At 45.0% G+C, this 21,338-nt stretch carries 25 protein-coding genes; 18 read left to right on the plus strand and 7 right to left on the minus strand.

Features of this window, described 5'->3' with window-relative positions:
* Nucleotide 1 precedes the first annotated feature (1 nt).
* Both norV and norW read left to right on the plus strand, forming a co-directional pair.
* Nucleotides 2–1,507: an anaerobic nitric oxide reductase flavorubredoxin gene (gene norV, locus ACED45_RS11005; RefSeq protein WP_371714023.1), complete on the plus strand. Its 1,506-nt coding sequence runs from the start codon at nt 2–4 to the stop codon at nt 1,505–1,507.
* A 1-nt stretch (nt 1,508) separates the two neighbouring features.
* Nucleotides 1,509–2,678: an NADH:flavorubredoxin reductase NorW gene (gene norW / locus ACED45_RS11010; protein ID WP_371714024.1), complete on the plus strand. Its 1,170-nt coding sequence runs from the start codon at nt 1,509–1,511 to the stop codon at nt 2,676–2,678.
* A gap of 201 nt (nt 2,679–2,879) precedes the next feature.
* On the opposite strand, the gene gltS is transcribed toward norW, so the two are convergent.
* Both gltS and ACED45_RS11020 read right to left on the minus strand, forming a co-directional pair.
* Nucleotides 2,880–4,106, minus strand: coding sequence for a sodium/glutamate symporter (gltS, locus tag ACED45_RS11015; RefSeq protein WP_146492613.1), 1,227 nt, complete (start codon nt 4,104–4,106; stop codon nt 2,880–2,882).
* Between the two features lie 316 nt (nt 4,107–4,422).
* Nucleotides 4,423–4,779 carry a YibL family ribosome-associated protein gene (locus ACED45_RS11020; protein WP_060980886.1) on the minus strand — a complete coding sequence of 119 codons (357 nt, stop codon included), beginning with the start codon at nt 4,777–4,779 and terminating at the stop codon, nt 4,423–4,425.
* Between the two features lie 326 nt (nt 4,780–5,105).
* On the opposite strand from ACED45_RS11020, the gene ACED45_RS11025 reads away from it, so the two are divergent.
* Nucleotides 5,106–5,903, plus strand: a complete 798-nt coding sequence (locus ACED45_RS11025) for a DUF4344 domain-containing metallopeptidase (protein ID WP_371714025.1) — start codon at nt 5,106–5,108, stop codon at nt 5,901–5,903.
* A gap of 125 nt (nt 5,904–6,028) precedes the next feature.
* On the opposite strand, the gene ACED45_RS11030 is transcribed toward ACED45_RS11025, so the two are convergent.
* Nucleotides 6,029–6,415: a tautomerase family protein gene (locus ACED45_RS11030; protein ID WP_017070218.1), complete on the minus strand. Its 387-nt coding sequence runs from the start codon at nt 6,413–6,415 to the stop codon at nt 6,029–6,031.
* 252 nt (nt 6,416–6,667) lie between these two features.
* Between ACED45_RS11030 and ACED45_RS11035 the strand changes: the two genes are divergently transcribed.
* The 15 genes from ACED45_RS11035 to ACED45_RS11105 all read left to right on the plus strand — a co-directional run bounded on the left by ACED45_RS11035 (nt 6,668) and on the right by ACED45_RS11105 (nt 18,377).
* On the plus strand, nt 6,668–7,288 hold the full coding sequence (locus ACED45_RS11035; RefSeq protein ID WP_371714026.1) for an LON peptidase substrate-binding domain-containing protein: 621 nt from the start codon (nt 6,668–6,670) through the stop codon (nt 7,286–7,288).
* 110 nt (nt 7,289–7,398) lie between these two features.
* Entirely contained in the window at nt 7,399–8,046 is a 648-nt protein-coding gene (locus ACED45_RS11040) for a sigma-70 family RNA polymerase sigma factor (RefSeq protein ID WP_371714027.1), read from the plus strand.
* Nucleotides 8,039–8,719 (plus strand): ChrR family anti-sigma-E factor, encoded by a 681-nt coding sequence (locus ACED45_RS11045; protein WP_371714028.1) that lies wholly within the window; start codon nt 8,039–8,041, stop codon nt 8,717–8,719. Before ACED45_RS11040 ends, ACED45_RS11045 begins: the two co-directional genes overlap by 8 nt.
* 144 nt (nt 8,720–8,863) lie before the next feature.
* Complete coding sequence (locus ACED45_RS11050) at nt 8,864–9,811, plus strand: YbgA family protein (protein WP_048663947.1); 948 nt, start codon at nt 8,864–8,866, stop codon at nt 9,809–9,811.
* Nucleotides 9,808–11,238: a deoxyribodipyrimidine photo-lyase gene (gene phrB, locus ACED45_RS11055; RefSeq protein WP_371714029.1), complete on the plus strand. Its 1,431-nt coding sequence runs from the start codon at nt 9,808–9,810 to the stop codon at nt 11,236–11,238. Before ACED45_RS11050 ends, phrB begins: the two co-directional genes overlap by 4 nt.
* A 14-nt stretch (nt 11,239–11,252) precedes the next feature.
* Nucleotides 11,253–11,684, plus strand: a complete 432-nt coding sequence (locus tag ACED45_RS11060) for a nuclear transport factor 2 family protein (RefSeq protein WP_048660595.1) — start codon at nt 11,253–11,255, stop codon at nt 11,682–11,684.
* Nucleotides 11,684–12,415, plus strand: coding sequence for an SDR family NAD(P)-dependent oxidoreductase (locus ACED45_RS11065; protein WP_371714030.1), 732 nt, complete (start codon nt 11,684–11,686; stop codon nt 12,413–12,415). Before ACED45_RS11060 ends, ACED45_RS11065 begins: the two co-directional genes overlap by 1 nt.
* A 2-nt stretch (nt 12,416–12,417) precedes the next feature.
* Nucleotides 12,418–13,689 (plus strand): NAD(P)/FAD-dependent oxidoreductase, encoded by a 1,272-nt coding sequence (locus ACED45_RS11070; protein WP_371714031.1) that lies wholly within the window; start codon nt 12,418–12,420, stop codon nt 13,687–13,689.
* Nucleotides 13,686–14,492 (plus strand): DUF1365 domain-containing protein, encoded by an 807-nt coding sequence (locus ACED45_RS11075; RefSeq protein WP_371714032.1) that lies wholly within the window; start codon nt 13,686–13,688, stop codon nt 14,490–14,492. Before ACED45_RS11070 ends, ACED45_RS11075 begins: the two co-directional genes overlap by 4 nt.
* A gap of 105 nt (nt 14,493–14,597) precedes the next feature.
* A complete protein-coding gene (locus ACED45_RS11080) occupies nt 14,598–15,878 on the plus strand; it encodes a class I SAM-dependent methyltransferase (protein ID WP_371714033.1) in 1,281 nt (426 codons plus the stop codon).
* Nucleotides 15,856–16,377: a DUF2878 domain-containing protein gene (locus ACED45_RS11085; protein WP_371714034.1), complete on the plus strand. Its 522-nt coding sequence runs from the start codon at nt 15,856–15,858 to the stop codon at nt 16,375–16,377. The genes ACED45_RS11080 and ACED45_RS11085 overlap by 23 nt, the downstream gene beginning before the upstream one ends.
* Before the next feature lie 3 nt (nt 16,378–16,380).
* Nucleotides 16,381–16,956 carry a chalcone isomerase family protein gene (locus ACED45_RS11090; protein WP_371714035.1) on the plus strand — a complete coding sequence of 192 codons (576 nt, stop codon included), beginning with the start codon at nt 16,381–16,383 and terminating at the stop codon, nt 16,954–16,956.
* Nucleotides 16,953–17,495: a DUF3833 domain-containing protein gene (locus tag ACED45_RS11095; RefSeq protein ID WP_371714036.1), complete on the plus strand. Its 543-nt coding sequence runs from the start codon at nt 16,953–16,955 to the stop codon at nt 17,493–17,495. Before ACED45_RS11090 ends, ACED45_RS11095 begins: the two co-directional genes overlap by 4 nt.
* Before the next feature lie 247 nt (nt 17,496–17,742).
* Nucleotides 17,743–18,006, plus strand: coding sequence for a hypothetical protein (locus tag ACED45_RS11100; protein ID WP_017061275.1), 264 nt, complete (start codon nt 17,743–17,745; stop codon nt 18,004–18,006).
* A 131-nt stretch (nt 18,007–18,137) separates the two neighbouring features.
* On the plus strand, nt 18,138–18,377 hold the full coding sequence (locus tag ACED45_RS11105; RefSeq protein WP_017057644.1) for an RNA recognition motif domain-containing protein: 240 nt from the start codon (nt 18,138–18,140) through the stop codon (nt 18,375–18,377).
* Nucleotides 18,378–18,519: 142 nt separating this feature from the next.
* Here the strand turns inward: ACED45_RS11105 and ACED45_RS11110 are convergent, their stop codons facing one another.
* The 4 genes from ACED45_RS11110 to ACED45_RS11125 all read right to left on the minus strand — a co-directional run bounded on the left by ACED45_RS11110 (nt 18,520) and on the right by ACED45_RS11125 (nt 21,326).
* A complete protein-coding gene (locus tag ACED45_RS11110) occupies nt 18,520–18,864 on the minus strand; it encodes a ribosome recycling factor family protein (protein ID WP_371714037.1) in 345 nt (114 codons plus the stop codon).
* Nucleotides 18,865–19,082: 218 nt separating this feature from the next.
* Entirely contained in the window at nt 19,083–20,315 is a 1,233-nt protein-coding gene (locus ACED45_RS11115; protein WP_371714038.1) for a MalY/PatB family protein, read from the minus strand.
* A gap of 121 nt (nt 20,316–20,436) precedes the next feature.
* Nucleotides 20,437–20,904, minus strand: a complete 468-nt coding sequence (locus ACED45_RS11120) for an OsmC family protein (RefSeq protein WP_371714039.1) — start codon at nt 20,902–20,904, stop codon at nt 20,437–20,439.
* Nucleotides 20,905–20,933: 29 nt separating this feature from the next.
* Nucleotides 20,934–21,326, minus strand: coding sequence for a GFA family protein (locus ACED45_RS11125; protein ID WP_371714040.1), 393 nt, complete (start codon nt 21,324–21,326; stop codon nt 20,934–20,936).
* Nucleotides 21,327–21,338 lie beyond the last annotated feature (12 nt).

Here is a 21,338-nt window from a genome sequence, read left to right on the forward strand (position 1 = left end):
TATGACTATTCACGTTAAATCAAATGTTCACTGGGTCGGCGTCCATGATTGGGAAACCGAACACTTCCATGGTAAGGAATACCACATGAACAAAGGTACTAGCTATAACTCGTACCTGATCCGTGAAGAGAAGACTGTACTTGTCGATACTGTCGATCATCGCTTTACAGAGCAATTCCTTGCAAACCTTGAGATGGAAATCGACATCAACGAGATCGACTACATCATTTGTCAGCATGCCGAAGAAGACCACTCAGGCGCACTCTCTGCGCTACTGGCTAAAATTCCGAATACACCGGTTTATTGTACTGAAGCTGGAGTGAACTCCATTGTTGGCCACCACCACCAACCAGACTGGAACTTCAGAACCGTAAAAACTGGTGACACTCTTGATGTCGGTAACGGAAAACAACTTATCTTCGTAGAGATGAAAATGCTGCACTGGCCAGACTCAATGGCGACTTACTTAACCAGTGATGAAATCCTGTTTAGTAACGACGCTTTCGGCCAGCACTACTGTGACGAGAACCTATTCAACGACCAACTAGACCAAGTTGAACTGCATGAACAGTGCCTGCGTTACTTCTCGAATATCCTGACGCCGTTTGCGCCGCTGGTTAAAGCAAAGATTGAAGAAGTGCTGAGCTTAGGCGTACCGATCGATGTCATTGCTACTTCTCACGGCTGTATTTGGCGCGACAACGCGACTCAAATCGTTGAGCAATATTACGAGTGGTCTAAGGCCTACAAAGAAGATCGTATTACCATTGTCTACGACACCATGTCGAACAACACTCGTATGATGGCTGATGCTATCGCAAAGGGTATCCGCAAAGGCAGCCCAGAAACGGCAATCAAAGTGTTCAATATTTCTAAGCACGATAAAAATGACATCCTTGCCAATGTCTTCCGCTCAAAAGGCGTGCTCGTTGGTTCATCGACCATGAACAATGTGATGATGCCGCAGATCGCAGCCTTACTTGAAGAGATACACGGATTACGCTTTGCAGGTAAAAGAGCAGCAGCCTTCGGGTCTTCAGGTTGGACTGGTGGCGCTGTAAAACGCATTGATGCTCGCCTACGTGAAGCGAACTTCGAGGTTAGTGCACCACAACACATCCACTGGAAACCAGACACAGATGCCCTTCGTCAATGCATTGATTACGGCATGACACTGGCCGAGGTTTGGCGTGTAGAAGCAGACGAAGTAAGCGCACCGAAACAAGTATCACGCAATGTAACACCGCTTGAAACCACACCTGCACCTGCAGAAAACACTGCCGAACTCAAAGACACGACAGAGCAGGAAACAGAAGTAGCTCAAGATAACTCAGTACACACGGCAGACTGCACGTGCTGGCGTTGTACAGTGTGTGAATGGGTATACGACCCACAATTAGGTGAACCGTACCAAGGTGTTAAACCAGGAACACCATGGGCACAAGTACCTGACGACTTCCTTTGCCCTGAGTGTCATTTAGGCAAAGAAGTATTTGTGGAGAAGTAACATGTCGAACATTGTGATTGTGGGTGGTGGTTTCGCTGCCCTACAAACTATCAAGATGGTACGTAAACTCGACCAAGATATCGCGATCACCATGATCACGGCGGACTCGGGGGTTGAGTACAGTAAGCCGAACCTTTCGCATGCGTTCAGTCAGGAACAAACGCCCGAAACACTCACCGTACATAATGCTCAGCAGTTAGCTGAGCAGTATAACGTGGTTATTAAAACTAAAGCGCTCGTTAGCGAAATAGATATCGAGCAACAGTATATTCGTGTCGATGGCCAACCAATCCACTACACAAAGTTAGTGTTAGCAACGGGGGCCACACCATTTATTCCACCAGCAAAAGGGCTAAAACGCAGCTCGACTATTACGCTCAATAGCCTGGAGGAGTTTGAGAAGCACAAAGCGCAGATCGATGATGCACAGCGTGTCACTGTGATTGGTGGCGGCCTGATCGGAGTCGAGCTTGCCTTTGACCTCCAAACAGCAGGGAAAGATGTCACGATCATCGAGCCCGCGAGTTACTTGCTAAACAGTCTTGTGCCGCCTTTCGTTTCTCTCGAACTGGAAAGAGAGCTGACAAAAGCAGGAGTCACCGTTGAAACCGATTCTGCAGTGTGTAGAGCAACTTATCTGCCTGATGGCGTCAGGCTGCAAACCACCTCTTCTCGCTTGATACGAACTGATATCGTGATTGCAGCAGCAGGGCTAAGACCAAACATAGCTTTAGCAACACAAGCGGGAATAGTGGTAAACAAAGGGATAGTGGTTGATGAAACCATGAGAACCAGTGCCGAGAATGTGTATGCGATCGGTGACTGCGCCGAAACCGAAGGTCGTGTGATGGCTTATCTGCAGCCCGCTATTTTGTCTGCAAACGTGTTGGCTAAGCAGCTGACTATAGGTAAAGGAGAACTCAAAGTGGGTGAAGCAAATCTCAGCTTGCCTCATATCATCACCAAGGTGAAAACACCGAGTTATCCTATTCAGCTGGCAGGGCGCAATATTCACACAGCTCAGAGCTGGGAAACTCGATTCGATCCTAAAGGCATTGTCGCCAAAGGCTTCAATGAAGATAACCAGTTGGTTGGATTCATTGTCACAGGAGAGCACATCAAGGCTGCATTTCCTTTACTAAAGGAGTTGCAAATAAGTTCACCATCATAAGTACAAAGGTGTAAAAGCAGTCGACGCATTACATAAATCGGCTATATTCAACACAAAAATGCACATCAAATTCGGGAAAATTTGATGCTTATACTAGAGCAACTCGAGTATAAGCAAGCAATAAAAAAGCCAGTCAACAGACTGGCTTTCTTTTATTCATCTTAGTGCGATGAGCTTATCGCACTTAAGCAAAGGCGAACATTAACCGATAAACGAGATGTACCCTTGCAGGATAATCAAGTTAACAATATCAATGAAGAACGCGCCAACAATTGGCACCACCATGAAGGCTTGTGGCGATGGTCCGTATCGATTCACCAAAGAACCCATGTTCATTACCGCTGTTGGTGTTGCACCTAGGCCGAAACCACAGTGACCACCCGCCATAACCGCTGCGTCGTAGTTAGAACCCATTACTTTGAACGTCACAAAGTAAGAGAAGATACCTAACACAACCGCCTGAACCGCAAGGATAGCCAAGAACGGAATCGCAAGGTCAAAGATGTTCCAAAGCTTAAGGCTCATTAGCGCCATTGCTAGGAATAGTGACAATGACACCGTACCAAGAATATCGACCGTTTCGCTGTCAGTCTTATGCAGCTTAGTCACTTCAAACACGTTAGTGATGAACACACCGATAAACAACGCGTAAACGAAGTCAGGAATCATCAACCAAGAAATTTCAAAAGTCGCCACCCACTGCTCTAGGTACCTCGCACCCGTGATACAGATAAGAAGGATGAACAACACTTCAATCACCTTCTTCGCCGTCACTTTGTCTTCTTCATACTCGTTGTAAGTAACAAGTTCAGGGAAGCGTTCGTGCGTTTGCGTGCCAGTGCCGTACTCAGATTCAAGCTGGTTTTTGTCAATCAGCTTTTGCGCCACTGGGCTACCGATAATACCACCGATGATCAAGCCAAAGGTCGCTGAAGCCATTGCGATTTCTAACGTATTTGCAATGCCAAACGTGTCTGCAAAAGTTTGAGACCAAGCCGCGCCTGTGCCATGGCCACCCGAAAGCGTGATAGAGCCAGCAATCAAACCCATCAAGGGTTCAAGGCCTAGTGCCGTTGCTAAGGTTACGCCTACACCGTTTTGGATAATGATGTAGACCGACGCCACCCCTAAAAATAGGAAGACTTTGGCACCACCTTTCATCAGCTGCGTGTAGTTAGCCGCAAGGCCGACCGTTGCAAAGAACATCAACATGAAGGTGTTCTGCAAGGGCAAAGAAAACTCAAGATCAAGGCCATTAAAGTGCAGGGCTGTAATAGCAAAAGCGACAATCAAGCCGCCGACAATGGGCTCTGGGATGTTGTACTTTTTGAGAACCGGAAGCTTTGCATTGACGAAATGACCTAGAAACAAAACACTAATCGCGATTAGGAAGGATTCTAGTGGTCCAATTGAAATTAATTGATTCATATAACCTCTATTTTTTTACGTTCTCATCTTCCTTAATGAGTCTAGTTTTATCTGTAATTATTTGTGCTGCTCTACCTATACTTATTGCAAACTGGAGAGAAATTGTGGATTAGAAAACGAACACATTACTGCGGTCGCTTAGTGCCATGTTAGTAGCACGTTAACTTTTATAGGAGATAAAAGGATTTGTGACAACAATCACCTCCAAAAAGTTAAAAACGGCGTGAGTATTTTTGCCGTTGATTCTGCTTTTTCAATACCTAAAAAAGCAAAAAGGAGCTATTGCTAGCTCCTCTTTCATCACCATCGCTGGTAATTAGAATTTTTTCGGTGCGTAACCAGTCATAACCTCAATGCGAAGCTCTTTACCGATCTTTGTCATTGGGTGAACAATTACAAGCCCTTTTACAGACTTCTTAAGTTTGCCCATATCCGCTTGCTCAGCCTTAGTAATCTCGCGGCTAAATGGCATATCAATCAGAGATTTACGCTCTTGATTCACATCGTAGCTTTCTTTGTGTTTAAGCTGGGCAATTTTCTTAGTTAGCTTCTTAATCTCTTCCTCGAACTGACGAACAACAGGACGATCATTACGAGTTTTAGCAGCATCTAACTTGTGGCGACACTTGTCTAGACGGTTGTTAATTTGTTGAAGTTCGTTTTTAACACTCATAATAATTTCCTAAGATTTAACAAGCCAATTCGGATTGGGGCGCGGAGTATAGCACAAGGGTTCACTTGAACCGAAATTTATCTGTTAATTACCAACAGAAACAAATCACATCGATACCGTTCATTCAGGTTACCTATTCTTTGTGGCGAGCCTCTAAGCGGATTATTCATTGATAGGATAGCGTCTACCTCAAAAATTGCAGCCCTCGATACATCAAAATTCCGTCTAGACTTATACTCTAACGCAGTAACTAACTCAGGGTACACAGCTTGGGGTATCCTCCCCTGCAACGACTCTGATTCGCAACGTAATCACAAGGATAACCGATGACATTATTGAAAAGAATATTGACCTACAGTCTAGCCCTGAGTTCAATGTTTGCCGCAACTTATGCATCTAGTGAACAAACACCCCAAAATAACCTAATCGTCGAGTACTCTGCACCGACAAATTCCGAAGAAGAGCAGCTCAAACGCGAGATTCAAATCAGTGGCATTAATGACACCGTGGTCGATCTATCAAACCAACTCTTCATGTTTGAGAAGCCATTAACCATTCAATATGGCGGAGAGGACGGGCCCCTCTACGATCCACAAACCCATCAAGTGCTGATCCCTTACCGCTTTTACGCTGAATCACTTAACTACTTTGAGAAGAACCAATACGAAAAAGAGTATGGAAAATCTGCGCAAACTGGCGCTATCGATACCTTACTACACACTCTGCTGCACGAAGCAGGACATGCTTATATTGAAGACCAAAAGATTGCCATCTTGGGCAAAGAGGAAGATGCGGTCGACAACCTAGCGACCATCCTATTACTTAACTATGTGGAACATGGCGCCGATGCCGCGATCAGCGCAGCAGACATGTTCGCTTTCGAATCAGAAGACCGCCCAGAATATTACGACTTAGGGGAATACATCGACGAGCACAGTTTCGACCTGCAGCGTTACTTCTCTACTTTATGCTTGGTGTATGGCAGCGACCCTGATGCCTATAAGAACTTGCTCGATGAAGTGGAAAATGACTATTTGAAAGATCGGAAAGAGTTCTGTGTGGAGCATTTTGATGTGATCAATGAAAATTGGCATCAGTATTTAAAAGAGAGTGACGATACTTAAAGGTGTGTCAAGAACGAGATAAAACGGCTTTGGCATCAAACTCCAAAGCCGCCACTCGATAGGTTGGCTTAAGTCTTATGTGTTAAGAGTTAAGAGTTAAGAGTTAAGAGTTAAGAGTTTAAGCCCTAGACCTTCACTTTATATTTAAGATCTTGAGCTTCATCGCCTGTCATACCTCGAAATCCCCAGCAGTGCGATGGCTGTTCTTTGATGGTGATTTCAATATCAATCGGAGAGATAGCCAACTGCTTTTCTATTTCAGAAAATATCTTCTTGATTAGGCGTTTCTTGGTGTTCACCGCTCGACCTTCCATCATATTGATTTCAATGACGGTATAGGCTTCTGTTCTTCCTTCCGGGTAAAAGAAGTCATCCCGTTCCAATGGCACAAACCGATGTGCGCGCTTGTCATCAGGTAAACCCATTTCACTGTTTAAACACTGCTGCAACACGTTTGATAGTTGCAACTTAATTGGATTTAAGCACTCTTTGATACCATAAATAACAATCATGACCATTCCTTTGATGCGATGTTAGGTATAGAGGAACGTTAGATAGAAGCATCGTCTAGCGACCACCCATTCGCTTACTATTTGTACATATACTACCTAATGACACGTGTGAGAAAAGGTAAAAACAATGAATTTATGAACAGGTGCAACAAAATACTTATCCCTTTGCAAACATAAGTCGAAGCGAATTGATCGAACACCGCTATCCCGGCGTATATCTTCTAAAATCACATTTGAATTAAAGAGTACTATGTGCCGAATTCACCTAGTAAGGCCACACGAACAGACGCCGAACCAGAAACACCCATAGAGTCTTCTCTAGAGCTCGCTGTGTTTCCTCTCCCTATCTTCCTTCTCCCAGGAGGTAGACAAAGACTGCGCATTTTTGAGCCAAAGTATCTCGCGATGGTTGCTCACGCAGCGCAGAGCGATGGTTTCATTATCTCCACTCAAGACAACTCGAACCCTGATCATCTCAGTTCTTGGGGAACAAAGGTGAACATCGTCGACTTCAATATGTCGGATGACCAGATATTGGAAATTGATGTCGAAGGCGAAAAGTTGGTGCAACTTCATGACTCGTTTCGAGACAATGATGACTTAATTAAAAGCAAGTTCAGCTCGTTGCCCCACTGGCCAGCCCATGAATATCAAGTGCCAAACGTGTTTACCGCATTTTTGGTTCAGTTGTTTCGCGACCACGATTCGATAAGAACCCTTTACCCCACTCCTGATTTCGAAAGCCCGCAATGGATTTGCGCGCGACTACTCGAAATGATGCCTATCCCTTTGGAAAAGAAAACAGAGTTCACCGAGCCCGCTAGCTTTCCTTCTTTAGTTCCTTTTTTGAATCAAATCATTACGGGGCAATAAGCACTTTTCTTCACTATAATTTTGTATAGTGGAAAATAATTTAAATTAAAGTGATCCCGGCCTTCAACTTTCACGTAGTGCCACTCAAATTCGCATGATGGTTATTTACTATGCAAGTCGAAAGTAGAAGTTCAGGGAAAGGCAAGGAGCATGTCATTATCCCAGACAAAAAAACAACGACCGAATCCAAGGTTCCAACAGAGCTTTCAAGCTGGTTGATCTTAGTTGGTACAGACAGAGACAAGCAGGCATTTACCTGTTTGTTCAAGTTCTTTGCTCCCAAGATAAAGCGTTTCGGAATCAGCAAGTTAGGCGGTGAAGCTACTGCGAACGAGCTGGTTCAAGACACCATGACTAACGTTTGGAAGAAAGCCCACCTTTACAACGAAGATAAGGGCGCTGCGACGACTTGGGTCTACACCGTCATGCGAAATGCTGCGTTTGATATGTTACGCAAAGTAAAAGCCAAAGCGGAACAGACAATCGCAGACGACATCTGGCCTATTGACGCGATGGTTGCGGAATCTCAAAGTGATGAATTACCGTTTGGCGATCATTTGATGAGCCGACACGTAATGACACAAATAGAGAAGTTGCCTCTGGCTCAGAAAACCATTGTCAAAGGTGTCTACTTTCAAGAGCTCTCTCAAGAACAGCTTGCACAGCAACTTGGCGTCCCACTTGGAACCGTGAAATCACGTCTAAGACTCGCTTTAGCCAAACTTAAGGTTCACATGGGGGAACAAAGCCATGATTAAACATCACCCAAATGCTGAAATTCTGAAAGATTTTGTCGATGGCACGCTTGCAGACTCTGTTTCATTGATTGTTTCTAGTCACGTAGAACTGTGTGAACATTGCCAACAGCAGGTTAAGCAGCTTACCGCTGAGGCGGCGAACAATGCCTTTGATAAAGAACCTGCGTTCACGAACGAAGAGTCAGGCGGCTTTTCAATGGACGACATGGATTTCGACTTTGATGCAATTGAGCAGATTACTGCTGATTTATCTCAGTCAGTGGAAGTTGAGCCAAAGGTAGAGCAAGTTACCGTTGCAGATACCACATTCACTATTCCTCGCGCTCTGAACTCGGTGGCGAGAAAAGATTGGATGAACCTAGGCAAAATTTCACGCGCAAGACTCGATTTCGATGACGAAGCACATCACACAAGTTTGCTGCATATCGATAAAAACGGACAAGTGCCTTGCCACACTCACAAAGGTTTCGAAATTACACTTCTTTTAGAGGGTAGCTTTGAAGACGAGATGGGGGTCTACACCAAGGGCGACTTCATCTGGCTAGATGGCAATCACACTCATCAACCTGCGACCAAAGAAGGTTGTGTGTGCTTGACCGTTTCCAGTGATGCCTTGTACTTCACGAAAGGGGTGAGCCAGTTGTTCAACCCACTTGGTAAATACATTTATTAGCTTAAAAACATTTACCGACTTCATCACAAGACTTAAGAAGTTGGCTAGAGAAAAAGAAATAAACCGATCTAAAATAACACACAATAAGCAACAATACGCACAAAATAAGAATAACAAAGAGCAATGAACGTGAGGGTTTGACCAATGGATAAGAAAATAAAAATAGGCATTAGTGCATGTGTCGCCGGTCATAAAGTTCGGTTCGATACTGGCCATAAACGTTCTCGCTTCTGCACAGACGACTTAGCAGATTACGTTGAGTTGGAACCAGTTTGTCCAGAGATGGGCGTTGGTCTGCCAACGCCTCGCCCAACTATTCGCCAGACTCGGATGTTAGACGATATCATTCACGTCTCCCGTCCAGACGGTTCTGGTGATGTGACCAATGAGTTAATCGAGTTCGGTCAAAACTACTCGAAGAACAATCAGCACATTGCTGGATTCATTGTTTGCCAAAAGAGCCCAACTTGCGGTATGGAGCGAGTGAAAGTGTACCACCACCATGGTCGTGGTTCTGAGTCGACTGGTATTGGCATGTTTACTAAGCAGATCATGGACGCTAACCCGTTACTTCCTGTTGAAGAAAACGGGCGACTTAACGACCCTATTTTGCGCGAGAACTTCATGACTCGTGTCTTCACCTATCAAAAGTGGCTCGACCTTGTGGATGAGGGTGTAACAAAACACAAGCTTATCCAGTTCCACAGTGCGCACAAGTATCTAGTGATGTGTCACCACGTAGAGAGTTACAAAAGTTTGGGCAATCTGCTAGCGAGCAATAAACTCGACATTAATGAGCTTGCAGACCAATATATTAAAGGCCTGATGACGGCGTTATCACATCATGCCAACCGTGGTACTCACGCCAATACTCTGCAACACCTGCAAGGCTATTTCAAGAAGCAGCTGAGCAGTGCTCACAAGCAAGAACTCTCAAGCCAAATTACATCATTCAGAGAGGGCGTAATTCCGTTACTAGTGCCGTTGACACTGATCAACCACTACCTAATGGAGTACCCAAACGAGTACTTGGAGTCACAGGTTTACCTAAATCCTCACCCACAAGAACTTAAACTGAGATACGGATATTGAGCAACATTCTATGGATACGACGAGACCTGCGGATTCACGATAACCCAGCGCTCGTCGCGGCAGTTGAAAACGGCGTGTCTATCGCCGTTTTTATTTCAACACCACAGCAATGGCAGCAACACCAACTTGCCCCCATCAAAGCCGATTTCATTTATCGTCACCTAAAACAGCTCGAATCCCAACTCGCTGAGTTTGGGATTTCATTGCTGCATCTCAAAGCCAGCGATTTTGATGACCAAGCCCGACAGCTCATCGAATTATACGAACAACTTGATGCTAAGTGCTTATACGCAAATTCAGAACCTGAGGTAGATGAACAAACCCGTGACCAGCAACTGATATCAAATGGGGTAAACCTTCAGATCAGCTCTTGTGACGTTATGCTGCCATTAGGTAGCGTTCTTAACAAACAAGGCGAGATGTTCAAAGTCTTTACGCCATTTAAGAACGCTTGGTTAAAAGAAGTTCAGGTGAAAGGTATCATCTGTAGCCCGGCTCCTATCGTGCCCGCTAAGCTTCAACAAACTCAGCGTCCACAATCACAACTTCCTGACGACTTAAAAGCTTCAAGAATCTCCGCTGACTATGATTTTGACTTTCCGCGTGTTGATTCAAGCCGCTGGCCATTAAGCCAAGATGTATTGGGCAATGTGATCCCGAATTTCTTAACCAATAAAGTCAACGACTACACGCGCCTGAGAGATATTCCCTCGGTAAAAGGCACGTCTGGTCTATCACCTTATTTGGCGATTGGCGCTGTGAGCCCACGTTGGCTAGCGATTCAGCTGATTCAGCAACAACCCGATTTGTTGTTTGATACTCAGCTGCCGGCCTTTTCTTGGCTTAATGAATTGATTTGGCGTGATTTTTATAAGCATTTGATGTTCCACCATCCTAAACTGGTTAAAGGAGCGAACTTTCAGCAAAAATACAATGGATTAGACTGGTATCAAGATCACCCTAGCTTCAAAGCATGGTGCGAAGGAAAAACCGGATATCCATTGGTTGATGCAGCCATGCGTCAACTGGTTGAAACGGGCTGGATGCACAACAGGCTAAGAATGGTGGTGGCAAGCTTCCTAACCAAGCACCTGCTTATTGACTGGCGCTGGGGCGAGCGTTTCTTTATGTCGCACCTTATCGACGGTGACTTTAGCGCCAACAACGGTGGCTGGCAGTGGGCTTCAAGTACTGGCTGCGATGCTCAACCTTACTTTCGAATTTTCAATCCAATCACCCAGAGTGAAAAGTTTGATCCAAAAGGAATTTTTATTCGTAAGTACATACCAGAGCTGCAAAACATCCCTGATAAGCATGTACATTTTCCACATGACTTTATCGCTAAAAACGGGATAGACAGCGAATACTGGCAACCCATCGTTGAGCACAAACAAGCACGATTGAGAGCCTTAGCCTTCTTCAAATAATTAGAGTGAATATTATGGATAACTCTCTATGGCTTGATAACTTTCTCAACATGTATCGAGAACTCGGAACAGACAATTTCGACGTGCTGAAGACGGTTTATCACCCTGATATTGAATTCCAAGATCCGCTGCACCATGTCAGCGGTATTTCTGCGCTTACTCACTACTTCGAGAACCTCTACACCCAAGTGACGAGCTGTTACTTCCACATTGAACACACTTTCGAAGTGAACGATGAAGCTTCGGTTTACTGGACGATGCAATTTGCTCACAAGCAACTAAATGGGCAAAAGCCGATCGAAGTACAAGGACACAGCCACCTCAAGATGTTCGACGGTCAGGTGATTTACCACAGAGACTACCTCGACGTCGGTTCTATGTTGTATGAACACATTCCAGTACTGGGCTGCGCGATTAAATCCATCAAAAAGAGAGCGAGCCGATAATGCGTATTATGATTACAGGCGCGACCTCAGGTATCGGCCAATCCCTCGCTAAAGATTACGCTCAGCAAGGGCATCAGGTGATTGCTTGTGGCCGCAACCCAGACAAACTGCAGGCCTTAGTTGATTCTCACGATACAGACATCGCACATTCATCCATTTCACCGCTCTGTTTCGATCTGACCGATTACCACAACTTCCCAGAACTCGACCAAGACAAGCCGCTCGATCTGCTGATTCTAAATGCGGGTGATTGTGAATACATCGACGACCCATTGAATTTTGATGCCGAACTTTTCGAGCGCGTCATCAACATAAACCTAATTTCAATTGGCTACGCCCTTAAAGCCTGGTTAAAAAACATCAAGCCCGGCGGCCGTTTGGTTATAGTCAGCTCCAGCGCCAGCTTTTTACCTTTACCTAGAGCCGAGGCTTATGGCGCTTCAAAGGCAGCCCTCACCTACTTAGGCAGAACACTTTCGGTTGATCTGGCAACGCACAACATTCATGTATCCATTGTGCACCCTGGCTTTGTTGAAACGCCATTAACCGAGCGAAATACGTTCGCTATGCCTATGATTATTAGTAGTGAGGCCGCAACTCAAAGAATCGTAAATGGTATTGCTCAAGGAAAGAGTGAAATCGATTTCCCAAGACGATTCATCATGTTGATGAAGCTACTAAGAATACTTCCAACTCCAGTTTGGCAAAAACTCGCTTCAAGGATGGTATAACAATGAAGAAAATCGCCATTATCGGGTCAGGTATCTCTGGACTCACTTGCGCACACATATTAGATAAGCACCACGACGTAACGGTATTCGAAAAGAATGATTATGTTGGGGGCCACACCGCGACCGTTGATATTGAACATCAAGGCTCGGCGTTTTCGATAGATACAGGTTTCATCGTATTCAACGATCGAACCTACCCGAATTTCAATCAGCTCCTGGAACAACTCGGTGTCGAAAGGCAACCTACAGAGATGAGCTTCAGCGTCCACAACACCACTACTAGGTTTGAGTACAACGGCCATAGCATTAATTCGTTATTCGCACAAAGGAGTAACATCTTCAAACCTCAGTTCTGGTCTTTAGTGTCTGACATTCTCAAGTTCAACAAACTGTGTAAGGCTCAGTTTGAAAGTAATGAATTCACACCAGACGTTACCCTTGGCAGTTTCCTACGCGATAATCAATTTTCAGATTTTTTCAGTCAGCACTACATTCTGCCGATGGGCGCGGCTATTTGGTCGACAAGCTTAGAGGAAATGGAAGAGTTTGAGCTGAAATTCTTTATTCAGTTTTTCTACAACCACGGATTGCTCGATATCGCGAACCGCCCTCAGTGGTATGTGATTCCAAAAGGTTCACGCTCTTACGTTGAAATTATCCTTTCACGCTTGAGTAAGCCTGTTGCACTGAATACATCGATTAAACAAGTCACTCGCCAAGAAACGGGGGGCACGGTTGAATTTGAAGATGGCAGCACGCAAAACTTCGACGAAGTAATCTTTGCCTGTCACTCAGACCAAGCCTTACGTCTGCTTGGTGATGCGACAGAACAAGAGCAACAGGTACTGGGCGAGATCCCTTACAGCCGCAATGAAGTGGTTCTGCACACCGATACACGCTTATTACCAGACAGAAAGCTGGCTTGGGCAAGTTGGAACTACATGTTAGATGGCGACAGTAAACGACCAGCCTGTGTGACTTACAACATGAACATCCTGCAAGGCATCGAAAGCCAAGACACCTTCTGTGTCACCTTGAATCAAAGCGAAAGCATCAACCCAGAGAAAATCATTCGCAGCTTTGTTTATCATCACCCGGTACTTAACTCGAACACGGTCGAAGCTCAGCACAAGCGTGAGCAGATTTGTGGTAGAAACCAGACTCACTTTGCTGGTGCTTATTGGTATAACGGGTTCCATGAAGACGGTGTCCACAGTGCACTCGATGTGACCAAACGCTTCGGTTTGGATTTGAGTACGAGTTCAGCGCAATGAGCAGCCAAACCCTGACACCCGAGATGGGGATCGCATCCGAAAAGAGTGAAGAACTTAGCGGTATCTATTGGGGTAACGTCAGACATCGTCGCTTTGGCAACATCACACATGAGTTCAGTTATCAGCTGTATATGATGGGGTTAGATCTTGATGAGCTGCCCCAAACCACAGCGCGCAGTGCGCTGTTCGGCACTCGATGGTATAACCCGATTCGCTTTGTAGAATCGGATTATCTCACTGAAAAAAAACAAAATGTCACTACAAATGAACCAAAATCACTTAAGCAACGTATAGCTTCCAAAGTGCAACAACTTGGTGGGGTTTGGTCTGATTCAAACCGTGTGACGATGCTGGCTCAGTGCCGCTGCTTAGGCATCTATTTCAGCCCAATCAACTGTTTCTTCTGCTATGACGAAACTGGAGATTGTAAATACATGCTGGCAGAAGTGAGTAACACGCCTTGGCGAGAAAGACACTACTATCTGATCGACATGCACCAAGAGTTGAAGGTAAAAAAAGAGTTTCACGTTTCGCCGTTCATGGATTTGAACATGACTTATTTTTGGAAGATTAAGCCACCAGCGAAACGCACGTTAGTTCACATCGAAAGCCGCCGAGACAACAAGCTTTTCGATGCGACACTGGCCCTGACCAAACAGTCAGTAACCAAGATAAACATTAGACGGACGGTGTTCAAGATTCCGGCGATGACGATAAAAGTCGTGATGGGAATTTATTATCAGGCTCTCAAATTATTCCTGAAAAAAGTACCGTTTGTGGCGCATCCAGACTCAACATCTTAAGCGCTTAAAACAGAAATCAATTCTAGCTTGGGTTCGCTCCAACCAAGGAGCAAAACTCAGCTTAGTTGGCACAAAATATTAGAATGAGTTATCAGCGAGGTTTACATGGAACAGCTTGCCAAACAAAACAACAATATTGAACAACAAGCTAAAGCCGTTGCTGTTTCAAGCAACTGTAAATATCGAGCTTTAATTTTCAAGGTATTAGAAAGCCTACAATTCGCGACGCTTGAGATCATTGAGCGCGACCAGCATTCAGTATTTGGTGATCGAGAAGCCGAACTGAAAGGTCGAATCGTGATTCATGATGCGACCTTTTTTAGAGATGTCGTGATTGACGGCAGCATTGGGGCATCTGAAGCCTATATCGATGGCAAATGGACCAGTCCAAATCTGACGCGTGTGATTCAAATCATGGCTCGTAACCAAGCCCAATTGGATGAACTTGATGACAAGACACAGTGGATTTCTCGCATCAAAAACCTCTTGCTGCGTCGTAAGAATGCCAACACCGAACAAGGCTCCAAGCGCAACATTCTCGCCCACTACGATATTGGCAACGAGCTGTATGAGCGCTTCTTAGATAGCTCGATGCAGTACTCTTCCGCTATCTACAGCGAAGACGCAGAAACCTTGTCGAAGGCTCAACAAAACAAAATGAAAACCATCTGTGAGCGACTAGAACTGTCTGAGAAAGATAGCGTGGTCGAGATAGGCACAGGTTGGGGCGGCTTAGCCATCTTTATGGCGCAGCACTACGGTTGTCATGTCACCACAACCACAATATCAGATGCCCAACACGCACTTGCAGAACAGAGAGTCAAAGCACTTGGTTTAACCGACAAAATCACCCTGCTTAAAGAGGATTATCGCAACCTTACAGGAGAGTATGACAAGTTGGTCTCTATCGAGATGATAGAAGCGGTCGGCCATGAATATCTACAAACCTTCTTTGAAAAATGTTCGTCGCTACTCAAGCCCTCAGGCAAGATGCTGATTCAAGCAATTACGATTGCTGACAGCCGTTACGATAAATACCGTAAGGGCGTTGACTTTATTCAGAAGTACATCTTCCCCGGCGGTTGTTTACCTTCGGTTTCAGTGATGACCCAACACCTTGCGACTAGTACAGATCTTGTGGTTCAAGAAATTGACGACATTGGTCTGCACTATGCTCGAACGCTTAACGACTGGAACATCGCCTTTGAAAATAGTTGGGAAGAACTAGAGTCTCTCGGCTATTCAGAAGAGTTTAAGCGCTTATGGATCTTCTACTTCTGTTACTGTGAAGGTGCATTCAAAGAGCGAGTGATCAGTACTCACCATTTAGTCGCAAGAAAACCTCGTTACTTTGGAGCAAAAGATGAAACGGTTTTGGATTATTAATCTCGTACTGTTTCAAGCGACCTGGGTTTGCAGCGCCTTCTTTACAGCGCAAGCCCCGTTCGTCACACCACTGATCGTGATTGTCCATTTCCTTCTTTCTCCGACTCGCAATAGCGATCTCAAAATGCTCTGTTTGTTACCTTTGGGGCTACTGCTCGATAGCTTGATGCTTCATTTTGGCGTGTTCGCTGTTGATCCTGATATCGCCAATCAAACCATATTCCCAGTGTGGCTTGTATGCCTGTGGGTCATGTTTTTAATCAGCTTCAATCACAGCCTAAATTGGCTTTTAAAATGCTCGAAAGTGATCCTGTTTGTCATAGGGTTCGTAGCAGGTACTAGTAGTTATTGGGGAGGCATCAAAGCAGGTGCCCTTCTGACTACTTGGCCAGATGCATCGGTAGTTGCTGCCCTTGCAATAAGCTGGGGGATTTTGTTGCCCTTACTGGTGGCCGCCTACTCCAACTTAGTACAACCTAAAATGGCATTATCGAGGTGACTTATGGCTTATCCACGCAACCCGAGACAAACGTTCAAACCTGAGAGCGTTATTGTTCGCGCTCATCAACAACTAAAAAACAAACTCTTCGCCTTCATCACTTTATCGCTAATCCTTGCAGCGCTTCTATTTACCGGAAGCGCAAAAGCCTCAGCCGTCGATGACTTAAATAAACGCGGCCAAGGCGAAATGAGTTACCTATTTTGGACACTCTACTCTGCTGAATTCTATGCCACACCAACCAATTCCGAGCGCGCACTCAAGCTTGAATATTACCGCGCTATCGATAGCAAAGACTTAGTCGATGCAACCGAAGATCAATGGAACAAGCTTGGCTACTCTAACATCAACATTCAACGTTGGTTGAAGCCGTTGTACGCGATGTGGCCAAACGTAGAAGCAGGAAGCACTCTCACGATTCGCGTAGCTGAAGATAATGTCAGCCGCTTTTACTTTGATGAGCAACCAATTGGGGTAATCCAAGACAAACAATTTGGTGAGGCCTTCTTAGCGATCTGGTTATCTGAAAACACATCCGAGCCCGGTCTTCGCAAACAACTATTAGGTTTAAATAAATGAATCCAAAAACAACAATGATAAAATTCGCTCTGACACTGCTTTCTCTCACTTGGCTAGCTGGATGTGGCTCTGCAAGTTTAAAAGATCACGTAGACACTACGCCAGAGCTCAAACTTGAAACCTTTTTTAATGGCGAGCTAATGGCCTACGGCATGGTACTCGACCGCTCTGGTAACCTACTGCGCCGCTTTGATGCCAAACTTATCGCGACTTGGGACGGTGACAACGGAGAGATAAAAGAGTGGTTCTCTTTTGCTGATGGCGAGCGCTCAACTCGCGTTTGGAATCTGATAAAAACCGGTGAAAACACCTATTCAGGCACTGCCAATGATGTAGTGGGTACTGCCTATGGCGAGACCCAAGGTTCGGCTCTGTATTGGAAATATGACCTAGAAATCCAAGTAGACGGCAGCACTTATGAGGTGGTGCTCGATGATTGGATGTTCTTAATGGACGACAAACGCTTGTTCAACAAAACTGAGATGTCCAAGTTTGGCTTTAAAGTGGGAGAGGTCATCTTATACATCGAGAAGATTTGATTTAACTGCCGTTTCTGACTGTCAGCTTCAAAGCAATAACTACAACTACAACTACAGTACGTAACAGCCCATAACGAAAATTGTGGGCTGTTTTGTTTAATCCCTCGAATAGCATACCTGTATGCTCAAGCCTCTGTGCTAAGATGCGCCACCAGCATACAAATGGGCTAGACTCATACTCAGTAGTTCCTGTTTGTTTCGCTTAGCGTAGATTCCCTACCATGAATAATTGAAAAGGCTTTAAAGCATGAGCAAGTTGACCTCAGCGGAGCGTAAAGCTCGCGATAATGAACGTTTCTCACAACGCGTAAACGACCGCAGAGAAAAAGGTGAAGACGTAGTTGCTTACGCACTGACCAACAAAAAAGCTGTAAAATTCCTGACTAAGTCAGAGAAAAAACGTTTCAACGAAACGAGAGCGACTCTTCAAGAAGAGAAGCGAGTAAAAGAACAAGAAGAGCTTAACCGAATCGAAGATGCGTTCACCATCAAACAGTTCGACGACGAATAATCACGTTTGACTACTCAAAAGCGCTGGCTCTGCGTAATAAAACCAAGCAAGCGTGATCTCAAATTATTATGTCAGGGTGGGCACAAAAATGTGCGACAATACTCGGCGTAAATTCATATTCAAGGTTTATTATGAAACTTCTAGTTCGTAACCTATCGCGCTCTACTTCTGAGCAAGACATCCGTGTGCTATTTTCTGAGTTCGGTTCAGTAAAAGAGTGCAGCCTAGTTTTAGACCAAGAAACTGGCGACTCAAAAGGCTTTGCTTTTGTTGAAATGCCAGAGCACGAAGAAGCTAAAGCAGCACTAAACAAGCTGAACATGACTAAGCTTGGCAAAAACACGATTCGTGTAAAAGTAGCGAACTCTTAACCGAGCCACGTGGCTTAGCTTAATGCAACACAGATGATAAAGCCCGTAACGATATTCCGCTGAAAAACGTAATATCGTTACGGGCTTTTTGCTGCTCGCGATTCTCTTTTTACAACACGACCGGCATACTTAATGCTCGCGTTTATAACCCTTCATGTTCATCAATAGCACGCCTTGCTTCTGCCATTGAACATCCAGATTCCATCACCAACTGAGCGACCGTCATCGTAGGTGTTGCTTCTAATAGCGAAGCCAAACACACCACAGGTTTAGGTAGTACTTTGTCTATCGCAATGGCGATCCAACCGTCTTTTTCGTGGGTGAGTAGGGTTTTAAATTCAATGAGTTGCTGCTCTTGAGCCACTAATAACCAATTGCGTGAACGACGAACTCGCTTCAACTGGCATCCACACTCAGTCGCATTCGCCATCACTTGGCTTTTATCACTCACACGATGTACAAAACTATTCAGTGGGACGCTAAACATAACTCTCTGCCAACCAATCTCTATCAATCATTAAAGCGCCAGTACTCGCAACTCAGCACTTCAATCACAACTCAATAAAACCATGAGTAGGATTACACAGACACAAAAAAACCGCCAGTCATGCGCTATGCAGACTCGCGGTTATTTTATTCTAATCGGATTTTAAAGCTGTGCCGTTATGCGTTCTGATTTCAACGCTTGCCGTTTATCCTTAAGGTTTAGCAGCAGCTTTTAGAATTGCCTTTATCGCAACAATTTGAGTTCACCACAGAGCCTCGCTCAAAGCAATCAATCGCATCAGCCAACGCAGTAAATGATTGCTCAATATTGTCACGCGAAGTGGCGATGTTCATTCGCATAAAATGATAACTCTCAGCGCCAAACCAGCCGCCCGGCGTTAACCCCATTTTAGCTTGCTCAAACACCACGTTCTTTAACTCTTCTTCCGAGAAACCTAACTCAGAGAAATCAAACCACACTTGATAAGTGCCTTGCGGTTGGAACACTTTCAATTGAGGGATGCGCTGCGCAGCAAACTCAGAGATCCACTTAACCGTGTCTTGCAGATACACCAACATGCCGTCTAGCCACTCTTCACCCTTTTCAAAGGCGGCAATGGTCGCAAACGTGGTCAAGGCATTACCATGGTCAAGATACATCGCCGCTACGTTAGCTTTGAACGCTTCAAATAGCTCATTGTTGTTCGTGTACACATAGCCGTTTGAGATGCTGTGCATACCGAAGGTTTTGGCCGGAGAGCCAATCAAGGTGATGACCTTGTCGTAATCAAAGCTGGTCAAGCTCGTGAAAGCGTGACCTTCAAAGATAATGTCTGAGTGGATTTCATCACTGATGATCAACACATCATGACGCTTAGCAATCTCGATAACCTGTGTCACTTCTTGCGGCGTCCACACGCGACCTGTTGGGTTATGTGGATTACAGAAAATCATCGTTTTAACTTTGTGTTCGATGATCTGCTGTTCCATACCATCGAAATCAATGCGGTAACCTTGCTCATCATTGATGAGTGGGCTCTTCACTACCTGACGATTAGCCTTGTTCACCAAGTTAGAAAACTGGTGATACGCTGGCGTATGGATAAGCACTCCATCACCTTCGTTGGTGAACTGGTGCAGTAGCAACGCGATACCGGAAAGCACACCCGGCACTTGCACAAACTTGTCCACAGAAAGGTTTAAACCATGACGCTTTGAATACCATTGCGACAGCACTTCAAACACCGCTTGCTCATGAAATTCATAAGAGTACACACCGCGTTCAACCAAGCGATTAAGCTCTTGAGTGATCGGTTCCGCTACCTGAAAATCCATGTCGGCAACCCAATATGGGAATACACCGGTGGTGTTGTAAATGCTCTCTAGCATCTCTGGTTTGCTTTTGATAAACGCATTTTCACCATAGTTCGATGTACTCTCAAACGCTGTCATGAAGGTTTCCTCAAATAATTCTTTCAGTCTTTTTTACAATCATTGGGATTGCATGAATGCCCTTAAGACGATGGCGAAATCAAAAAGACGAAGCTTTTAGAAAAAAATCTGAAAATAAAAATTAGTCTCGCATCTCGACCTTTATCTCGGTCTTAACCGAATTCGCGATAAAACAATTCTTGTGCGCTAAGTGATGCAACTTGTCGAGTTGAGCACTGGTTGGAACCTTGCTACCAATAAACACAATCTTCGGGCGCAGTGTCACTGTAGTAACGGACGAACGACCTGACTCATCTTCTTCAAGGACTCCGATCGCATCATCCACATAAGAGTCGATCACGTACTTCTGTTTAGCCGCGATACCCAAAAAGGTCAGCATATGACAGCTAGAAAGTGCCGCAATAAAGGCTTCTTCTGGGTCAACATTCGCTTCAACTGACAACGGTAGTGGCACAACGTGTGGAGAGGACGAAGCAGGTACAGAAACACCACCATCGAATTCCCATGTATGGCCTCGGCTATATTGATTGTCGCTAAAGACCTCATCTTCCGCTTTTTGCCAACGAACAACCGCACCATATTCAGACATAATCCCTTCCCTTTTTCATGCTCAATAAATTAACGATCAGCAGGATGATTAACACCATCATTGGTCACCACATCACCAATATCAAAAGGGTTCACCCCTTCTAAACAACCAATGTTGAATCCATATTCATTTGGACTGGAGCGACGTTGATGATGGGTATAGATACCGCAGTTTGAGCAGAAGTAATGCTTCGCGGTTTTGGTATTGAATTGATAAAGCTTAAGATGCTCCGCACCTTTGAGGATCTTGATGCCATCTAGCGCCACAGAGCCCACAATCGCTCCCCTGCGACGGCAGATAGAGCAATCACAACGGCGTGGCTTTTCTATTCCGTTAGGTAGGCTGAGTTCTAGTTCGATTGCACCACAGTGGCAGGTGGCTTTGTGAAAAGGTTGGATAATAGTGCTTCCTACTTGTTTCATGAACACTCCTTG

It is taken from the genome of Vibrio crassostreae (genome assembly GCF_041439375.1).
GTDB classification, from domain to species: domain Bacteria; phylum Pseudomonadota; class Gammaproteobacteria; order Enterobacterales; family Vibrionaceae; genus Vibrio; species Vibrio crassostreae_D.